At 74.2% G+C, this 16,370-nt stretch carries 15 protein-coding genes; 9 read left to right on the top strand and 6 right to left on the bottom strand.

The window, feature by feature from the left end; genetic code table 11:
* Positions 1–39 precede the first annotated feature (39 nt).
* The 5 genes from HOP40_RS18080 to HOP40_RS18060 are packed head-to-tail and all read right to left on the bottom strand — an operon-like array spanning position 40 to position 3,557.
* The gene (locus tag HOP40_RS18080) at positions 40–843 is read right to left on the bottom strand and encodes an enoyl-CoA hydratase/isomerase family protein (protein ID WP_172160145.1); all 804 of its coding nucleotides are present in this window, start codon (positions 841–843) and stop codon (positions 40–42) included.
* Positions 840–1,601, bottom strand: coding sequence for an enoyl-CoA hydratase/isomerase family protein (locus tag HOP40_RS18075; protein ID WP_172160143.1), 762 nt, complete (start codon positions 1,599–1,601; stop codon positions 840–842). The genes HOP40_RS18080 and HOP40_RS18075 overlap by 4 nt, the downstream gene beginning before the upstream one ends.
* A complete protein-coding gene (locus tag HOP40_RS18070) occupies positions 1,598–1,819 on the bottom strand; it encodes a hypothetical protein (RefSeq protein WP_172160141.1) in 222 nt (73 codons plus the stop codon). Before HOP40_RS18070 ends, HOP40_RS18075 begins: the two co-directional genes overlap by 4 nt.
* Positions 1,819–2,307 (bottom strand): aromatic-ring-hydroxylating dioxygenase subunit beta, encoded by a 489-nt coding sequence (locus HOP40_RS18065; protein WP_172160139.1) that lies wholly within the window; start codon positions 2,305–2,307, stop codon positions 1,819–1,821. Before HOP40_RS18065 ends, HOP40_RS18070 begins: the two co-directional genes overlap by 1 nt.
* Entirely contained in the window at positions 2,304–3,557 is a 1,254-nt protein-coding gene (locus tag HOP40_RS18060; RefSeq protein WP_172160137.1) for an aromatic ring-hydroxylating oxygenase subunit alpha, read from the bottom strand. The genes HOP40_RS18065 and HOP40_RS18060 overlap by 4 nt, the downstream gene beginning before the upstream one ends.
* Positions 3,558–3,640: 83 nt before the next feature.
* On the opposite strand from HOP40_RS18060, the gene HOP40_RS18055 reads away from it, so the two are divergent.
* The 4 genes from HOP40_RS18055 (at position 3,641) to HOP40_RS18040 (ending at position 8,559) form a co-directional block, all read left to right on the top strand.
* On the top strand, positions 3,641–4,441 hold the full coding sequence (locus tag HOP40_RS18055; RefSeq protein ID WP_172160128.1) for an SDR family NAD(P)-dependent oxidoreductase: 801 nt from the start codon (positions 3,641–3,643) through the stop codon (positions 4,439–4,441).
* A gap of 67 nt (positions 4,442–4,508) precedes the next feature.
* The gene (locus tag HOP40_RS18050) at positions 4,509–5,708 is read left to right on the top strand and encodes an enoyl-CoA hydratase-related protein (RefSeq protein WP_172160126.1); all 1,200 of its coding nucleotides are present in this window, start codon (positions 4,509–4,511) and stop codon (positions 5,706–5,708) included.
* A complete protein-coding gene (locus HOP40_RS18045) occupies positions 5,705–6,886 on the top strand; it encodes an acyl-CoA dehydrogenase family protein (RefSeq protein WP_172160124.1) in 1,182 nt (393 codons plus the stop codon). Before HOP40_RS18050 ends, HOP40_RS18045 begins: the two co-directional genes overlap by 4 nt.
* An 83-nt stretch (positions 6,887–6,969) precedes the next feature.
* Positions 6,970–8,559 carry a class I adenylate-forming enzyme family protein gene (locus HOP40_RS18040; protein ID WP_172160122.1) on the top strand — a complete coding sequence of 530 codons (1,590 nt, stop codon included), beginning with the start codon at positions 6,970–6,972 and terminating at the stop codon, positions 8,557–8,559.
* A 1,167-nt stretch (positions 8,560–9,726) separates the two neighbouring features.
* Here the strand turns inward: HOP40_RS18040 and HOP40_RS18035 are convergent.
* Positions 9,727–11,418 carry a class I adenylate-forming enzyme family protein gene (locus HOP40_RS18035; protein WP_172160120.1) on the bottom strand — a complete coding sequence of 564 codons (1,692 nt, stop codon included), beginning with the start codon at positions 11,416–11,418 and terminating at the stop codon, positions 9,727–9,729.
* 93 nt (positions 11,419–11,511) lie between these two features.
* On the opposite strand from HOP40_RS18035, the gene HOP40_RS18030 reads away from it, so the two are divergent.
* The 5 genes from HOP40_RS18030 to HOP40_RS18010 all read left to right on the top strand — a co-directional run bounded on the left by HOP40_RS18030 (position 11,512) and on the right by HOP40_RS18010 (position 16,370).
* Positions 11,512–12,132, top strand: a complete 621-nt coding sequence (locus HOP40_RS18030) for a TetR/AcrR family transcriptional regulator (protein ID WP_172160118.1) — start codon at positions 11,512–11,514, stop codon at positions 12,130–12,132.
* A 240-nt stretch (positions 12,133–12,372) separates the two neighbouring features.
* The gene (locus HOP40_RS18025; protein ID WP_172160116.1) at positions 12,373–13,164 is read left to right on the top strand and encodes an enoyl-CoA hydratase-related protein; all 792 of its coding nucleotides are present in this window, start codon (positions 12,373–12,375) and stop codon (positions 13,162–13,164) included.
* 57 nt (positions 13,165–13,221) lie between these two features.
* Positions 13,222–14,538, top strand: coding sequence for a phytoene desaturase family protein (locus HOP40_RS18020; protein WP_172160114.1), 1,317 nt, complete (start codon positions 13,222–13,224; stop codon positions 14,536–14,538).
* A 17-nt stretch (positions 14,539–14,555) separates the two neighbouring features.
* Positions 14,556–15,725, top strand: a complete 1,170-nt coding sequence (locus HOP40_RS18015; RefSeq protein ID WP_172160112.1) for an acyl-CoA dehydrogenase family protein — start codon at positions 14,556–14,558, stop codon at positions 15,723–15,725.
* A 15-nt stretch (positions 15,726–15,740) separates the two neighbouring features.
* The gene (locus HOP40_RS18010; RefSeq protein WP_172160110.1) at positions 15,741–16,370 is read left to right on the top strand and encodes a TetR/AcrR family transcriptional regulator; all 630 of its coding nucleotides are present in this window, start codon (positions 15,741–15,743) and stop codon (positions 16,368–16,370) included.

Genomic DNA, 16,370 nt, shown 5'->3' with positions numbered 1-16,370 from the left:
GTGGAAACAGGTGCTATAGCCCTGGTTTCCACTCACGGGTCAGTTCCCGGTGAACCTCGGCGCCCGCCTCTCGATCACCGCGGCCAGGCCCTCGAGGGAGTCGGCCGTGCCCGACAGCTCCGCCACCGTGCGGGCCTCCTCGGGCAGCTGCGCCTCCACCCGGCCCCCGAGGCCCGACCACACCAGGCGCTTGGTGGCGGCCAGGGCCTTCGGCGCGCCCGCGGCCAGGGTGCGGGCCAGGGCGAGGGCCTCGTCGTGCAGGTCGGCGTCGGGGACCACGCGGGTGACCAGGCCGATGTCGAGGGCGTCGGCGGCCGTCAGCGTCGGGTTGGTCAGGAAGATCTCCATCGCCTTCCGCACTCCGACGATCTGCGGCAGCGTCACCGAGGACCCGGCGTCCGGCGCCATCCCGACGCGCGTGGCGCCCGACATGAACCGCGCCGACTCCGCCGCCAGCACGATGTCGGACGCGCAGACCAGCCCGAACCCGCCCCCGCCCGCGGCGAAGCCCTGCACCGCCGTGACCACCGGCGCCTGCAGGCCGAGCAGGCCCTGCACCGAGATCTGCAGCCAGGACGTGGCCTCGCGCAGGTAGTCGGGCAGTGCGTCGCCCTTGCTCGCGAACGTCTTCACGTCGCCGCCCGCGCAGAAGTTGCGGCCCTCCCCGGTGAGCAGCAGGACCCGCAGGCCCGGCTCGCCGTGCGCGCGCATGACCGCGTCGTAGAGGGCGCGCAGGAACGGCACGTCCATGCCGTTGGACGCCTCGGGCCGGTTGAGGCGCAGGTGCCCGACGCCGTCGTCGTCGAGGTCGAGCAGGACCTGCCCCGTGTCGATGAGCTTCATCGTTCCCTTCCCGTGAACCGGCCGATCCCGGCGCCGGCCTGCTCCCCCGCCAGGTGCTCGAGGGTCGATGCGGTCTCGGCCGCGAGCCCGTCGCGCAGCGAGCCGCGCAGGCCGGAGCGGACGAGATGCTTGGTGCGGGCCAGCGCGGCCCGGTCCTTGCCCGTGAGGTTCGCGACCAGGTCGGCAGCGCCCCGCTCGAACTCCTCCGCCGGCAGCGACCGGTAGACCAGGCCCCACGCGGCGGCCTCGGCTCCGGTCAGCCGGTCGCCGGTGAGGAGGTGGCCCAGGGCTCGCTGCGTCCCGACGATGCGCGGCAGCCGCTGCGACCCGCCGCCACCCGGGATCATGCCGAAGTTGGCGTGGTTGTCGGCGAGCACGGCGTCGTCGCGGACCACCGCGATGTCGACGGACTGCACCAGCTCGAACCCGCCCGCCATCGCGACGCCCTCGACCACGGCGACGACCGGCACCGGCAGCTCCGCGATCAGCTCGCACGCCCGCACGAACGTCTCGAACAGCGGCCGCAGCGCCTCGGGACCCTCCTCGCGGAGCCGGGAGACCTCGTGGAAGTCACCGCCCGCGCAGAAGTGCCCGCCCGCCCCGCGGACGACGACGACGTCGGCGCGCTCGGCGGCGTCGGCCAGGGCCGCGTGCAGCGCGGCGGCCAGCTCCAGGGTGATCGCGTTGCGCGCGTGCGGCCGGTTCAGCGTCACGTGCGCGACCGGACCCTCGACGCGCAGCAGCACGGGGGCGGTCACGCGCCGCTCCAGCGGTCGGCCGACGGGTCGAGCAGCTGCACGAGATGACCCTCGGGCAGCCACACCAGTGTCTCCAGCTCCAGGGCGTCGAGGAAGCGGACGCGGCCGGTGCGCAGGTCCTCCAACCTCAGGCGCGGGCTGTTGGCCGTGGTGTCCACGCGGACGGCGACGTCGGCGAACTCGTTGCCGACCACCCCGTCGCCCACCCCGCCGCCCATCAGATGAGGAACGACATCGTCGGCAGGACGCGCGCGTTGTCGACGAGCGCGACCTTCTTGTACGACATCCGCAGCTCCCCGTCGACGAGCCGCAGCCGGTAGGTGCAGCGCCCGGCCCACACGTGCGTGCCCCGCTCGCGCGACTCGACGAGCACGAAGTTGGCCTCCACCACCACGTCCTCGCCCACGGCCTCGTCGAGGACCTCCACGTTGGACACCACCCGCCGCAGCCGCGACGCCGGGATCTGCGAGTGCCGCCGCCCCGTGCGGAACTGCTTGATCCGCGTGGCGATGCGGTTGCGGTTGTCGTGCACCACCGACATCCGCGTCATCGGGTCGGCGTCGTCGGACCCGGCGGGCACCCAGTAGAGGGCGTCGTCGGTCCAGAGCGCCTCCCACTCCTCGTAGCGGTGCTCGTCGGCGAGCCGGGCCTCGCGGTAGAGGAAGCGCTCGACCGTCCGGATGTCGAGGTCCACGACGGAGCTCATCGCGTCATCAGCTCCCGGTAGTGCGCCCAGAAGCCGCGCATCGCGGTCTCGTCGGTGGCGCCGCCGACGGTGTGGCCGCGCTCGTCGACGTGCTCGCGGTGCGACCCCCGCCGCACGTCGACCCACTCCGGCCGCAGCTCGCCCAGGCCCACCTGGTTGCGCTCGTACATCTCGGTGTCGTCGGCCAGCAGCAGCCCCGCGGGCCCGACCGAGCCGACGCACTGCTGCAGCATCCGCCGGTTCATCTCGGGTGCACCCTTGAGCTGCACCGCCGTGACGTGCTGGACGGTGACGTCGTGCGCGAGCGGCTGGATCGTGAACATCTGGATCTCGGCGATGAACAGGTTCGGGAAGATCATCACGTGCGGGGCGCCCTCGACGAGGATCTCCTGCGCCGCCTCCCCGTGCGCCGCGCGCATCGCCGCGACGTAGCCGGGCATCCGCTCCTCGGTGGTGCCGAACCAGCCCAGCGGCGCCCCGAGCCGGCGGAACTCCGGGCGCAGGTCGTTCTCGCTGTGCCCGTGGCCGAACGCGCGGGTGACGGCGCTCGACTTCTCCCCGTACAGCGCTCCGATCCCGCTCTCGGCGACGCTGAAGATCGAGGCGTGGACGAACTGCGGGTGGTAACCGTCGGTCTCGTTCTCGGCCAGGAGCTTCCAGTTGGCGCGCGCCCGGTGCTGCAGCCAGCCGGCCGTCAGCTCGATCTCGCCCTCGGGCGAGAGGCGCACGAGCCGGTCGATCTCGCCCGCGGCGTCGCCCAGGTGCTCGGCCAGCGACGGGCCGTCGGGGGCGAAGCTGCCGAAGACGAACCCCTGGTGGACGGCGACGCGCGGCACGCGACCCAGCCCCAGATCGAGCTTGCCGCGGCCGCCGTAGCCCTGGTGGAACGGGTAGCCGACGAGCTCGCCGGAGTTGCGGTAGGTCCAGCCGTGGTAGGCGCAGCGGAAGGAGCTGGAGTTGCCGGCGGCGGCCTCGCAGACGAGGTTGCCGCGGTGCGCGCAGCGGTTGAGCAGCAGGTGCACCTCGCCGTCGGCGCTGCGGCTCATGATCACGTCCTGCGGCCCGATGGCCTTGCGCACGTAGTCGTTCGGCTTCGCGACCTCGCTGACGTGGCCGACGTAGACCCAGGTGGAGTACCAGATGCGCGCCAACTCGTCGGCGAAGACCTCGGGCGAGGTGTAGAGCGAGCCGTGCACGCGCTCGGGCTGCACGAGCTCGTCGTAGCGCGCCCGGGTGTCGGCGTGAGTCACCGGTACTCCCTCCGGAGGGGGACGGAAATTAATCTGAGTTAAAGACTAGCAGCTACCCTGCCCGCAGGGACTCGGGAGGCGTCATGGATCTGGGACACGCGGGGGCCCGCGTCGTCGTCACCGGCGGGGCGGCCAACATCGGCCGGGGCATCGCCCGCGGCTTCGCGCGGGAGGGCGCGCGGGTGCTGGTCGCCGACCGCGACGCCGAGCGGGGCGACGCCGTGCGCGACGAGCTGCGGACCCTCGGCGCGCCGGACGCCGTCGCGCTCGCCGTCGACCTGACCGACGACGGCGCGGGCGGGCGGGTCGTCGACCGGGCCGTCGCGGAGTGGGGCGGCGTCGACGTCCTGGTGAACAACGCCGGCTGGAGCGCGCCCGGCTGGTTCGCCGAGCAGACCGACCGGGAGCTGTGGCGGCGGACCGTCGAGGTCAACCTGTTCTCCGCCATCGACTGCACCCAGGCCGCGCTCGGCCCGATGCGCGAGGCGGGCCGCGGCAGCGTCGTGTTCCTCTCCAGCGACTCGGCGTTCGGCGCGGTCCGCCAGGGCATCTACGGCGCCACCAAGGCGGGCGTCATCGCGCTGGCGCGGACCGTCGCGCGCGAGCACGGGCGGCACGGGATCCGCGCGAACGTCGTCGCGCCGGGGCTCGTCGTGCCGGCCGCGGACGAGCCGGTCGGGCCGGGCAGCGTCTGGGCCACCCCGGACGGCGAGCCGCTGTTCACCGACGAGCAGCTCGCGTCGATCGTCCGGACGCAGGCGCTGCGGCGCCCGACCACGGCCGACGACGTCGCGCACGCCGTGCTGTGGCTCGCGTCGGACACGGCGGCGCGGCAGGTGACCGGGCAGCTGGTGGCCGTGGGCGGGGGGTCGTCGATGCCCTGAGGTGGGGCCGCGAGGTTGCCCGCGCCGCGAACCCGTGTCTATTCTCGGTTAGAAAAAGGAGGCACGAGTGACGGACTCGCCCGCCATCGCGCGGCAGCTCTACGAGGCGCTGGCCACCGGTGACGGCCCGGCGCTCGACGCCCTGCTCGACCCGGCCTTCCGCGGCGTGCTGGCCGACGGCATGCCCTTCGGCGCGGGCGGCGGGCACGACGGGGCCGACGCCATGCGCCGCGACGGGTGGGCCGTGATCGGGCGGCACTTCGCCGCGCGGGCCGAGCCCGAGCGGTTCACGGCCCTGGAGGACGGGCGGCTGCTCGTCACCGGTCGCTACGGCGGGCGCGGGCGGCACGGGGGCGGCCCGCTCGACGCCGCGTTCGCGCACGTCCTCTCGATCGCGCACGGCCGCGTCACCGCGCTGGAGCAGTACACCGACACCGCGCGCTGGGAGCGGGCCGCGTCGCCGTTCTCGACGCTGGCGCTGCAGGTCGTCGACGGCGTCGCGACCGTCCGGCTCGACCGTCCCGACCGCGGCAACGCCATCGACCCCGCCATGACCCGCGACCTCGCCGAGGTCGCCACCCGGCTGCGCGAGGACGACGCGGTGCGCGCGGTGCTGCTGGCCGGCAACGGGCCGATGTTCACCGCGGGCGGCGACCTCGCGCTGCTGTCCGGGCTCCCGGCCGACGAGCTCCCACGGGTGCTGCGCCGCATGATCGACGACTACCACCTGGCGCTGGCGCGGCTCTCCGCCCTGGACGCCCCGATCGTCGCCGCGGTGCACGGCGCCGCGGCGGGCGGCGGGCTCGGGATGGTGCACGTCGCCGACATCGTCATCGCCTCCGAGGAGGCCACGTTCGCGCTGGGCTACGGCGGCATCGGCCTGACCTCCGACGGCGGAAACACCTGGTACCTGCCGCGGCTGGTCGGGATGCGCCGGGCGCAGGAGCTGTTCCTGCTCAACCACCGCTTCTCCGCCGCGGAGGCGCTGGAGTGGGGCCTGGTCACGCGCGTGGTCCCGGCCGCCGACGTCGAGGCGGAGGCCGGCGCCGTCGTCGCCCGGCTCGCGGCGGGCCCGACCCGCGCCTTCGGCGGCATGCGCCGCCTCCTCCGCCAGAGCCTCGAGACCGGCCTGCGCGACCAGCTCGCCGCCGAGCAGGACCTCATCGTCGAGGCCTGCACCACGCCCGACGCCGCGGAGGGCCTGGCCGCCTTCATCGGGAAGCGGCGCCCGCAGTTCACCGGCCACCGATCACGGGAGACCCCATGAACGCCTCGCTCATCGTCGCCGACACCGAGGAGCGCGCCGCGCTGCGCGAGGCCGTCGGGAAGCTCGTCGCGAAGTACGGGCACGACTACTTCATGGAGAAGGCGCGCCTGCACGAGGAGCCCACCGCGCTGTGGCAGGACCTCGGTGCGGCCGGGTTCCTCGGCGTGCACCTGTCGGAGGAGTACGGGGGCGGCGGCGGCACGATGGCCGACCTCGCCGTCGTCGTCGAGGAGGTGTCGACGCAGGGCTGCCCGCTGCTGATGATGGTCATCTCCCCCGCGATCTGCGGCACGATCATCGACGAGCACGGCAGCCACGAGCTCAAGTCGCGCTGGCTGCCCGGCATCGCCGACGGCTCGCTGAAGATGGCGTTCGCGATCACCGAGCCCGACGCGGGCTCCAACAGCCACGCGATCACGACGACGGCCCGGGCCGACGCCTCCGCCGATGGACGCAGTGGGTGGCGCATCTCCGGGACCAAGTACTGGACCAGCGGGATCGACGAGGCCGACGCCGTCCTCGTCGTCACGCGCTCGGCCGAGGCGCTGCCGAACGGGCGCCACCCGCTGTCGCTGTTCGTGGTGCCGACCGACGCGCCGGGCCTGACGTACACCCCGATCCCGGCGGCGCTGCAGCAGCCCGAGCACCAGTTCACGGTGTTCCTCGACGACGTCGCCGTCGGTCCGGAGGCGCTCATCGGCGAGGCGGGCAACGGGCTGCGGCAGGTGTTCTCCGGCCTCAACCCGGAGCGGATCACCGCGGCCTGCATCAGCAACGGCATCGCCCGCTACGCGCTGGGCAAGGCCACCCGCTACGCCACCGAGCGCCAGGTCTGGGGGACGCCGATCGGGGCGCACCAGGGCGTGGCCCACCCGCTGGCCGAGTCCTACATCGGCGTGCAGCTCGCCCGGCTGATGGCGTTCCGCGCCGCCGAGCTGTTCGACGCGGGCGCCGACGCCGCGGAGGCGTCGAACATCGCGAAGTTCGCCGCCGCCGACGCCTCGCTCAAGGCCCTGGACCAGGCGATGCAGACCCACGGCGGCAACGGCCTGTCGCTGGAGTACGGGCTCGCCGACCTGTGGTTCGTCGCCCGGATGCTCAAGACGGCCCCGGTCAGCCGCGAGATGGTGCTCAACTTCGTCGCCCAGACCAGCCTCGGCCTCCCCCGGTCGTACTAGCCGCTCTCGGGCTGCGAGCCGCTAGTGTCGTTCCTTAATATTGATTCGACGAGTGGTCGCGGTCACGTCTGTGGAGGTCAGTGATGAGCACGGACGCGGGGACGCGCACGCTGTCGGAGGTGGCGCCCGAGCCGGGCGTCGCCCTGCTGGAGAGCACGGTCGGCGGACTGCTGCGCGAGCAGGCGCGGCTGCGGCCCGACGCCGTCGCGCTGGTGGGCACGACCCACGCCGGTGAGTCGCGCCGCTGGACCTACGCCGAGCTGCTGGCCGCGGCCCGCCACACCGCGGGCAGCCTGCTCACCGTCGCCGACCCGGGCGACCACGTGGCGCTGTGGGCGCCGAACGTCGCCGAGTGGCCGATCGTGCAGTACGGGGCGGCGCTCGCCGGCGTCACGCTGGTGGCGCTCAACCCGGCGCTGCGCGCGGCCGAGCTCGAGTACTGCCTGCGGCTGTCGAAGGCGTCGGTCCTCGTGCACGCCGACGACCTGCGCGGCTACGACATGGCCGCCGTCGCCGCCGAGGTGGCGCCGTCGCTGCCGGAGCTCGTCGAGCGGATCAGCCTGTCCGACGTCGGGCTGTTCTACGGCAGCCCGGTCGAGCCCGAGGAGCTGAGCACCCCCGACTCCCCCGCGATGATGCAGTTCACCTCCGGCACCACCGGGCGTCCCAAGGGCGTGCTGCTCTCGCACCGCTCGCTGGTCAACAACGCGCACCTGACGATGCACACGGCGGGGGTCGCGCCCGGTGCCGTCGCGATCGCCCCGCTGCCCTCGTTCCACACCGCGGGCTGCGTGATCTCCCACCTCGGCCCGGCGTTCCTCGGCGGCACGGTGGTGCTGATCGAGAAGTTCGACCCCGCCGCGGTGCTCGCCGCGATCGCCGACGAGGGCGCGTCGGTGCTGATGAGCGTGCCGACCGTGCTCGGCGCCGTGCTGCACGCGGCCCGGCGGTCCGACGCTCCCGCGCCGCACCTGGACACCGTGCTCGTCGGGGCGTCGACGGTGCCGGGGAGCATGATCGAGGCCGTCTCGGAGACCTTCGGCGCGTTCGTGCACAACCTCTACGGCCAGACCGAGCTGTCGCCGGTGATGACGCTGACGCGCCGCACCGACACGCGCGAGGACCAGGTCACCGCCGTGGGCCGCCCGCTGCCGCACACCGGGGCGCGGATCGTCGACCCGGTCACCGGCGAGGTCGTGCCGCTCGGGACGGTCGGCGAGGTCTGCGCGCGCGGCTACAACCAGATGATCGGCTACGTCGACGATCCCGACGCGACGGCGACCACCGTCGACGCCGAGGGCTGGCTGCACACCGGCGACCTCGGCTCCATGGACGCGCGCGGCATGATCACGCTGTCTGGCCGGCTCAAGGAGCTGATCATCCGCGGGGGCGAGAACATCTCCCCCGCCGAGATCGAGATCGCCCTGGCCGCGCACCCGGGCGTCGCGGAGTCGGCGGTGATCGGCCTGCCCGACCCGACGTGGGGCGAGGTGGTGGCGGCGGTGGTGACGACGCACGACCCCGCCCCGTCCGAGCAGGAGCTCGTGGACCACTGCCTGGCGCGGCTGACGCCGTACAAGGTGCCGGTGCGGTGGTTCTTCCGGGACGAGCTGCCGCACACGGCGTCGGGGAAGGTGCAGAAGTTCGTGCTGCGGGAGGAGCTGGGGGGCTGACGTCCCGTCCGCCCCCTCGCCGCCCGCGCGCCCCGCTTTCGCGCCCGGCCTGCGCGTCCGCACCGCCGCGCGTGCCAGCGCGCCCGGCCTCGCCCGCGCGACCTGGTGCGCGGCCTGGTGCGCGCGCCCTGGTGCGCCCGGCCTCGTGCGCGCGCACCTCGCGCCCGCACCTCGCGCCCATCCCGCCCCCGCCCCGGGCCCGCACACTCGGTGATCAAGGGCAGATGGTCGCCGCTGGTGATCCACGAGCAGCCATCCGCCCTTGATCAGCGGGATCGGGAGGCGATCAGGCCCGCCCCCCGGCCCACCGCCTCTGAACCTCGGTTGCAGCCGGTCGGCGCTGCTCGACGATCAAGGCGAGGTGGTGGCCTCCCGTGTTCCACGAGCGTTCCGCGCGCGTTCCCGGTTGCCGCGCGCGTTCCCAGCTCCCGCGCGCCCCCGGAAGCGCGCGGGACCTTGTTGGGTGCGCGGGACCCTGTTCGGCGCGCGGGAAGGGTCGGCGCCGGCGTGCGGCCCGGTCCGCCGACCATCCGCCTCTGATCAGCGAGATGGAGCCGGTTCGCGGTCGCTCCGCTCCACGGTCGTCCCGCGCGCGTTCCCGGTTGCCGCGCGCGTTCCCAGCTCCCGCGCGCCCCCGGAAGCGCGCGGGACCTTGTCGGGTGCGCGGGACCCTGTTCGGCGCGCGGGAAGGGTCGGCGCCGGCGTGCGGCCCGGTCCGCCGACCATCCGCCCTTGATCAGCGAGATGAAGCCGGTCCACGATCGATCCGCTCCACGCGACGGCCTTGCAGCCCGCGCCCGGCCCGCAGCGCCGCGTTCGGCCCCACGCCCCGCACCCGGCCCGCCGCCCCACACCCCGGCGCCGCCGCCCTACACCCCGGCCCCGCCGCCCCACGCCCGGCCCCGCGGCCCCGCGCCCCGGCCCCGCCGCTCCGCGATCAAGGCGAGATGGTCGCGCCCAGTGATCCACGAGCGACCATCCGCCCTTGATCAGCGGGCTCGGGCAGCCGCGGGCTCGGGCGAACGCTGGCGCCGGGGCACGGACCGTCGAGGGCAACGGACGCGCGAAGGGGCTCGGCCGCAGGCACGCGGTGCCCAAAGGCCTCAGCCTCGGGCGGTCGGACCGCCACGGGTGCCCGCGTCGGCCAGCGGCGGGACCGGCGGTGCGTCAGGAACTCAACCGCTCCGCCGCCCGCCGGGCCAGCCGGAACTTCTGGACCTTCCCCGTCGGCGTCGTCGGCAGCTCCTCCGCCGTGGTCAGCAGGACGTGCTTGGGCACCTTGAACCGGGCCAGCTTGTCCTTGCACAGCGCGATCAGGTCGTCGGGCCGCACGTCGGCACCGGGCTCCGGCACCACCCACACGCATCCGACCTCGCCCCACCGCTCGTCGGGCACGCCCACCGCGTACGCCTGGCTGACGCCCGGGTGCCGGGTGAGCAGCTCCTCGATCTCCTTGGGCATCACGAGCTCGCCGCCGCTCTTGTACAGCTCCTTGCTGCGCCCGGTGAGCTGCAGGTAACCGTCATCGCGGATGCGGCCGAGGTCGCCGGAGTGCACGCCGTCGGCCCGCAGCGTCTCCGCGGTCTCGGCGGGCTTCTCCCAGTAGCCGAGCATGTGGGTGGGGCCGTGGCTGACGAGCTCGCCCTCGCCGCCGTCGGGCAGCGGGTCGCCGGTGAGGGGGTCGATGGTGGTGTAGGCGCAGAGGTCGCCGCCGGGCAGCCCGGCCACGCCCGCGAGCTTCGGGCGCCCGACCGTGGCCGAGTGGCGCTCCAGGTCGTCCTCGGGCAGCGACATGGTCATCGCGCCGCCGCACTCGGTCATGCCGTAGCCGGTGGTCATCTCGGTGATGCCCAGCTCGTCGCGGACCTTCTCCCACAGCCCCACCGGCGCCGGCGCCGCGCCTGAGAGCAGCGCGAACACCGACGAGAGGTCGCGCGTGCGCCGGTCGGGGTGCTCCAGCAGCGCGACGGTCATCGTCGGCACGGCCAGCAGCTCGGTGGCGCGATGCCGCTCGACGGAGGCGAAGTAGTCGGCGGGGGCGAACGCTGTGCGCGGCACGATCGCCCCGCCGACGACCATCGCCGCGAGCAGGCCCTCGACGTAGCCGAACATGTGGTAGCAGGGCAGCGAGAACAGGATCCGCCGCCCGTCCTCGAACGCGCGGGTCAGCGCGGAGGCGTACGCGGTGCGCAGGACGGCGTCGTGGGTGACCATCACGCCCTTGGGCGAACCGGTCGTGCCCGAGGTGTAGAGGATGTCGCCGAGGTCGTCGGGCGCGGCCGCCCCCGCCGCCGCGCCGCCGGGGTGGGCGTCGCCGAGTGCCGCGAGGTCGTCGAGGGTGCGGACTCCCGGCACGCTCCGCCCGTCCGTCGGGAACTGCACGACGTGGCGCAGCTCCGGAAGCGCGTCGGTCGGGCCCTCGGTCCAGCCGGGCGCGATCTCGTCGAGCATCTCGGGGTGGGCGAGCCCGGCGAACCCGGTCATCGTCACCAGCACCGCGCAGCGCGACTGCGCCAGCACGTAGGCCAGCTCGTCGCGCCGGTAGAGGAAGTTGAACGGGACGGCGACGGCCCCGGCCCGCGCGATCGCGAACTTCAGCGGCACGAACTCGAGGTAGTTGGCCATCAGGACGCCGACGCGGTCGCCGGGGCGCACGCCGAGCGCGGCCAGGCCGTCGGCGAGGCGGACCGACCAGGCGGCGATCTCGGCGTAGGTGGCCGTGCGGTCGTCGGTGAGCACCAGCGGGCGGTCCGGGAACTCCCCCGCGCACCGGTCGAGGAACCCGTCCAGCGTGGTGGGCGCCCAGACCGGGAACCGCGACGCGAGTGCCGCCCGGCGTCGCTCGATGGTGTCGGTCATCGACGTCCTCCTTGACGGTGGCATTCTTTAATCGCAGATAGATTAGAGGGCCGGAACCGCGTCTGGCAACGACGCCGTGCCTAGACTCCCGCCATGGCGCGGCGGCAGGTGGTCACGGCGGACGCGTCGTCGAAGTCGGCACGCACGCGGGAACGCATCCTCGACGCCGCCGCCGAGGTCCTGAACCGCAAGGGCTACGCCGGCACGCGGCTCTCCGACATCGCCGACGTCGCCGGCCTGCAGGCGCCCGCGATCTACTACTACTTCCCCTCGCGTGACGACGTGATCCAGGAGGTCGTGCAGGTCGGGCTGCGCCGGACGCTCGCGGAGGTGCAGGCGGCGCTCGCCGCGCTGCCCGCCGACGCCCCGCGCCTGGACCGCATCCTCGCCGCCGTGGCCGCGCACCTGCGGGTGGTCCTGGAGGACTCGCGGTTCGCCTCGGCCGCGATCCGCAACGCCCAGCAGCTCCCGGCCGCGATCCGCGAGGTGCAGCTGCTCGACGAACGGCGCTACGGCGCGCTGTGGCGCGGGCTCGTCGACGACGCCGTGGCGGCCGGCGAGATCGACCCCGACCTCGACCCCCGCGCCGCCCGCATGCTCGTGATCGGCGCGCTGAACTGGGCGCCGGAGTGGTGGGACCCGGCGCGCGGGACGCTGGCCGAGACGGTCGCGACGGCCCAGCGGCTCGTCCGCCGGGGCCTCGCCGCCCGCTGACCCGACGCCCGCCGACCCGGCGCCCGCGACCCGGCACCCGCCGAGCCCGAGCTCGCACACACCTTCCGGGGCCGCACACGGGTTCGGCCCTGTGTGCGAGCACCGCAGCCTGTGTGCGAGCACCCGAGCGGGAGGGGCTGCGAGCCGCCGGGGCGGGAGGCCACCCGGGCGGGAGCGCTGTCCGAGCCACCCGAGCGCGACCCGCTCGCGTCGCACCCTTTTCGAAGCTACGTTAGAAGGATGGCCTACGACGACATCCGCTACCACCACGACGCGGGGGTCGCGCACATCGAGCTCCACCGGCCCGAGGCGCTCAACGCCTGGACCCCGGGAATGGGGCGCGAGCTGCTGCACGCCGTGCGCCGGGCGTCGGCCGACGACGCCGTGCGGGCCGTGCTGGTCACCGGCGCCGGGCGCGCCTTCTGCGCGGGCGCCGACGTCAAGAACGCCCGGGACCTCATGCCCGACGGCAGCCCCGACCTGTCGTCGCGGCTGCGCGAGATGTACAACCCGCTGGTCCTGGCGCTGCGGGCCGCGCCGAAGCCGTGCGTCGCCGCGGTCCAGGGCGCGTGCGCGGGCATCGGGGTCTCGCTGGCGCTGGCGTGCGACCTCGTCCTCGCCGCCGACGACGCCTACCTGCTGCTCGCCTTCGTCCGGATCGGCGTGATGCCCGACGGCGGGGCCACCGCGTTCCTGGCCGAGCGGGTCGGCCTCGCGCGGGCCGCGGAGCTCTGCATGCTCGGCGACCGGCTGCCCGCCGAGCGCGCGCGGGACTGGGGCCTGGTCAACGCCGTGCACCCGGTCGCCGATCTCCCCGCCGTCGCGCGCGAGCTGGCCGCGCGGCTCGCGGCGGCGCCCACCGTCGCCATCGCCTCGACGAAGCGCGCGCTGGCGGCCGCAACGCAGCGCTCGCTGGCCGACCACCTGGAGCTGGAGGCCGGCCTGCAGCAGGGCCACGCCGCCACCCACGACTACGCCGAGGGGCGCGCCGCGTTCGTCGAGCGCCGCCCGGCCCGCTTCCTCGGCCGGTGACGCCCGGCGTCGCGTGTGCCACACTCGCTTAATCAACGTTCGAAAAAGGAGCTGACGATGACCGACGGCACCACGTTCGACGCGCTGGTCGTCGGCGCCGGGGCGGGCGGCCTGTTCGCCGCGGCCCGCCTCGCCCACGCCGGGTACCGCACGCTGGTCGTCGAGCGGCTGCCCAAGGTCGGCGGCCGCGCCTCCACCACCGACATCGACGGCTTCAGGGTCAACGACGGCGCCATCGTCATCGAGGTCGGCGGGATCACCGAGGAGACGTTCGCCGAGGTCGGGGCGGAGTTCGACGTCCGCACGCCCGCGGTGCCGGTGCTCTACCGCGTCGGCGGCAAGGACCTCGACGTCACCCGCGGCGGCTGGGGCCTGCTGCTCTCGACGCTCACCCGCCAGGGCGCCAAGCTCGTCAGCGGCATCGGCGCCGCCCGCAAGGACGACGACGCGCTGCCCGGCGAGGAGCTGTCGACGGCCGAGTGGGTCGGGCGCTACTCGAAGAACGCGGCCGTGCAGGGCGTGTTCCGCAACATGTGCGCGTCGGTGTTCGCCGTCGGGTCCGAGGAGCTGCCCGCGCGGGTGTTCCTCACCTACTTCACCCGCAAGTCGGCGTTCAAGCGCTTCGGGTTCTGCCCCGACGGCACGATCGGCGTCTGGGAGTCCCTCGCGGCCACGATCACCGCGCGGGGCGGGGAGGTCTGGCTCTCCAGCACGGTCGAGGCGCTGCACGTCGACGGCGGGCGGGTCACCGGAGCGACCGTGCTGCGCGGCGGCGAGCGCGTCGAGGTCACCTGCGGGGTGGCCGTGAGCGACACCGGCCCCGCCGCCACCGTCGGGCTCGTCGGCGCGGAGCACCTGCCCGAGGACTACCGCGAGCAGGTGCGGCGCAAGGACCGGCCGTGCTCGATGCTGGCGCTGAACTTCGCCAGCCGCGACCGCCTCGTCGACGTCCCCGGCATGCTGCTGTTCTCCACGACCAGGCGCCTCTGCTACGTCGCGAACTTCACCGACACCTGCCCGGAGATGGCGCCGCCCGGCTGGAACCTCTACGTCGGGGCCTCGGTCCCGAAGCCCGCCGTCGGCGACTTCGACGAGGCCGCCGAGATCGCGCTCCTGCGCGCCGACCTGCGCGAGCACGTCCCCGGCTTCGACGACGCCCGCGAGCTCTCGGTCGCCGTCATGCGCGACGGCTGGCCGCCCCAGCGCGCCGTGGCCGGCCACGACCTCCCCCACACCACGCCGATCGCGAACCTCTGGAACGTCGGCGACGGCGTCAAGGAGTACGCCAACGGCGGCACGACGGCGTGCGCGGAGACCGCGAAGCTGGTCGTCGAGCAGATCACGACGCACCACCCGCTCCCCGCTGCCGTCTGACCCCGAGAGGCGCCCCCATGCAGCGCACGCTCTACACCGAGGACCACGAGCAGTACCGCGCCACGGTCCGCGCCTTCCTCGCCCGCGAGGTCGAGCCGCACTTCCTGCGGTGGGACGAGGAGCGGCTGATCGACACCTCGGTGTTCCGGACGGCCGCCGAACAGGGCGTGTACGCGCTGGCGGTGCCCGAGGAGCACGGCGGCGCGGGCGAGACGGACTACCGCTACCGGATGGTCGTCAACGAGGAGGTCGCCCGCGTCGGCGCCACCGCCTTCGGCATGACCCTGGGCCTGCAGGACGACCTCGTGCTCGCCTACCTGCTCGACCTCACCACCGACGAGCAGAAGGAGCGCTGGCTGGAGCCCTTCGCGCGGGGCGAGCTGCTCGGGGCGCTCGCGATGACCGAGCCGGGCACCGGCAGCGACCTGCAGGGCATCACGACGCACGCCCACCGCGACGGCGACGGGAACTGGGTCCTGTCGGGCGCGAAGACGTTCATCAGCAGCGCCACCACGGCCGACCTCGTGATCGTCGCGGTCCGGACCGACCCGGAGGCGGGCTCGCGCGGGTTCAGCCTGCTCGTCGTCGAGCGCGACACCCCCGGGTTCACCCGCGGGCGGAAGCTCTCCAAGGTCGGCCTGCACGGCCAGGACACCGGCGAGCTGTACTTCGACCGCGCGGTGGTCCCGGCCGAGAACCTCCTCGGCGTCGAGGGCCGGGGCATGCAGCACCTCATGAGCCACCTGCCCCAGGAGCGGCTCGGGCTCGTGGCGTCGGCCTACACCGCGGCCCGCGCCGTCTACGAGCTGACGGCCCGCTACTGCTTCGAACGCACCGCGTTCGGCACGGCCGTCGGCGACTTCCAGAACTCCCGGTTCGTGCTGGCCGAGATGGAGACCGAGCTCGACGTCGCCGAGGCCTACGTCGACCGCTGCGTCCTCGCCTTCAACGCCGGCGAGCTGACGCCCGTCGAGGCGGCCAAGGGCAAGTGGTACCTCACCGAGCTGCAGAAGCGCGTCACCGACCGCTGCGTGCAGCTGCACGGCGGCTACGGCTACATGCTGGAGTACCCGGTGGCCCGGGCGTTCGCCGACGGCCGCATCCAGACGATCTACGGCGGCACCACCGAGATCATGAAGGAGATCATCGGCCGCGACATCGCCGGGCGGCACCGGCCCGCGCGCTGACCCTAGGCTGACCGCGTGCCCCGCAAGCTGCCCGCAGACCCGGTCGAGCCCGACGCGGCGGAGACCAAGTCGGCCCGCACCCGCGCCCGACTGCTCGACGCCACGGCGAAGGTGCTGGCCCGGCGCGGGTTCGCGGGCACGCGGCTCTCCGACATCGCCGAGCAGGCGCACGTGCAGGCACCGGCGATCTACTACTACTACCCCTCGCGCGAGGACCTGATCGAGGCCGTCATGTTCGCCGGCGCGTCGGCGATGCGCGAGCACCTGGAGCAGGCGCTCGCCGCACTGCCGCCGGGCACGCCGCCCGCCGACCGGATCGCCGCCGCCGTCGACGCGCACCTGCGCCACGAGCTGGAGATCTCCGACTACACGCGCGCCGTCGTCCGCAACACCAACCAGCTCCCGCCCCAGCTCAGCGCGCGGGCCCTCACCGAGATCGCCGCCTACAACGACATCTGGCGCGAGCTGGTGGCCGACCTCGCCGCGGCCGGGCAGCTGCGCGCCGACGTCCACCCGTCGATCGGGCGGATGACGGTGCTGGGCGCGCTCAACTGGACCGTCGAGTGGTGGGACCCCGAGGCGGGCAGCCTCGAGGACGTCATCCGCACGGTCCAGTCGATGGTGCTGCACGCCCTGCGGCCCTGA

The sequence above is a fragment of the Pseudonocardia broussonetiae genome (genome assembly GCF_013155125.1).
GTDB classification, from domain to species: domain Bacteria; phylum Actinomycetota; class Actinomycetes; order Mycobacteriales; family Pseudonocardiaceae; genus Pseudonocardia; species Pseudonocardia broussonetiae.
Note: the sequence above shows the minus strand (reverse complement) of the source record. Positions and strands in the feature narration are given on the sequence as shown.

What these genes read in the sequence shown, in the direction of transcription:
- HOP40_RS18080 (WP_172160145.1), bottom strand. Translation starts at nt 843, where the DNA reads ATGAAGCTCATCGACACGGGGCAGGTCCTGCTCGACCTCGACGACGAC.
- HOP40_RS18070 (WP_172160141.1), bottom strand. Translation starts at nt 1,819, where the DNA reads ATGGGCGGCGGGGTGGGCGACGGGGTGGTCGGCAACGAGTTCGCCGAC.
- HOP40_RS18065 (WP_172160139.1), bottom strand. Translation starts at nt 2,307, where the DNA reads ATGAGCTCCGTCGTGGACCTCGACATCCGGACGGTCGAGCGCTTCCTC.
- HOP40_RS18055 (WP_172160128.1), top strand. Translation starts at nt 3,641, where the DNA reads ATGGATCTGGGACACGCGGGGGCCCGCGTCGTCGTCACCGGCGGGGCG.
- HOP40_RS18045 (WP_172160124.1), top strand. Translation starts at nt 5,705, where the DNA reads ATGAACGCCTCGCTCATCGTCGCCGACACCGAGGAGCGCGCCGCGCTG.
- HOP40_RS18040 (WP_172160122.1), top strand. Translation starts at nt 6,970, where the DNA reads ATGAGCACGGACGCGGGGACGCGCACGCTGTCGGAGGTGGCGCCCGAG.
- HOP40_RS18035 (WP_172160120.1), bottom strand. Translation starts at nt 11,418, where the DNA reads ATGACCGACACCATCGAGCGACGCCGGGCGGCACTCGCGTCGCGGTTC.
- HOP40_RS18030 (WP_172160118.1), top strand. Translation starts at nt 11,512, where the DNA reads ATGGCGCGGCGGCAGGTGGTCACGGCGGACGCGTCGTCGAAGTCGGCA.
- HOP40_RS18025 (WP_172160116.1), top strand. Translation starts at nt 12,373, where the DNA reads ATGGCCTACGACGACATCCGCTACCACCACGACGCGGGGGTCGCGCAC.
- HOP40_RS18020 (WP_172160114.1), top strand. Translation starts at nt 13,222, where the DNA reads ATGACCGACGGCACCACGTTCGACGCGCTGGTCGTCGGCGCCGGGGCG.
- HOP40_RS18015 (WP_172160112.1), top strand. Translation starts at nt 14,556, where the DNA reads ATGCAGCGCACGCTCTACACCGAGGACCACGAGCAGTACCGCGCCACG.